Origin of the sequence: Streptomyces venetus (genome assembly GCF_039540295.1) — a bacterium.
In the GTDB taxonomy this organism is placed as follows: Bacteria; Actinomycetota; Actinomycetes; order Streptomycetales; family Streptomycetaceae; genus Streptomyces; species Streptomyces venetus.
The window spans coordinates 1-1,173 of sequence record NZ_BAABET010000031.1; the positions used below are offsets into that span (position 1 = coordinate 1).

Genomic DNA, 1,173 nt, shown 5'->3' on the forward strand with positions numbered 1-1,173 from the left:
ATGGCCGCCACCCAGCTCGCCCGCCACTTCGGCGCCGACGTCTACACCACCGCCCACCCCACCAAATGGCACACCCTCAAAGCCGCCGGCATCCCCGCCGACCACATCGCCTCCTCACGCACCACCGACTTCGCCGACCAGTTCCGCCACCACACCCGCCACACCGGCCAGAACGGCCGGCCGGGCATGGACATCATCCTCGGATCCCTCTCCGGCGACCTCGTCGACGCCTGCCTGGACCTCCTCGCCCCCGGCGGCCGCTACATCGAAATGGGCAAAACCGATATCCGCGACCCCCACCACGTCACCACCACCCACCCCGGCACCACCTACCGCGCCTTCGACCTCAAAGAAGCCGGCCCCCAACGCACCGGCGAGATGCTCACCCACCTCCTCACCCTCTTCAACGACGGGGCACTGACCCTGCTGCCCCGCACCGAATGGGACCTCGCCCACCTCCCCAAAGCCCTGCGCCACATGAGCCAGGCCCGCCACACCGGCAAAAACGTCATCCGCATCCCCCGCCCCCTCAACCCCCACGGCACCGTCCTGATCACCGGCGGCACCGGCACCCTCGGCTCCCTCATCGCCCGCCACCTCGCCCACCACCACCACATCCGCCACTTCCTCCTCCTCAGCCGCCAAGGACCCCACGCCCCCACCGCACCCCAGCTCCACCACGACCTCTCCCACACAGGCGCCCACACCACCATCACCGCCTGCGACCTCACCGACCCCCACGCCCTGGCCAAAACCCTCGCCGACATCCCCACCGAACACCCCCTGACCGCCGTCATCCACGCCACCGGCCACCTCGACGACGCCACCCTCACCACCCTCACCCCCACCCAACTACGCACCGTCCTGGCCACCAAAGCCACCACCGCCCACCACCTCCACCACCACACCCAACCCCACAACCCCGCCCTCTTCCTGCTCTTCTCCTCCGCCGGCAGCATCCTCGGCAGCCCCGGACAAGCCAACTACAGCACCGCCAACACCTACCTCGACGCCCTCGCCCACCACCGCCGCCACCACAACCAACCCGCCACCAGCCTCGCCTGGGGCCTCTGGCAACAAACCAGCACCATGACCAGCCACCTCGACGAGCAGGATCTGGCGCGGTTGGCGCGCAACGCCATCGCGCCGATGTCGACGCCGGAGGCACTGGAG

At 69.7% G+C, this 1,173-nt stretch carries 1 protein-coding gene; it reads left to right on the forward strand.

Annotation, left to right across the window (positions count from 1 at the left end; genetic code table 11):
- On the forward strand, window positions 1–1,173 hold a 1,173-nt coding region (locus tag ABEA82_RS38585), incomplete at both ends, for an SDR family NAD(P)-dependent oxidoreductase (RefSeq protein WP_345666429.1).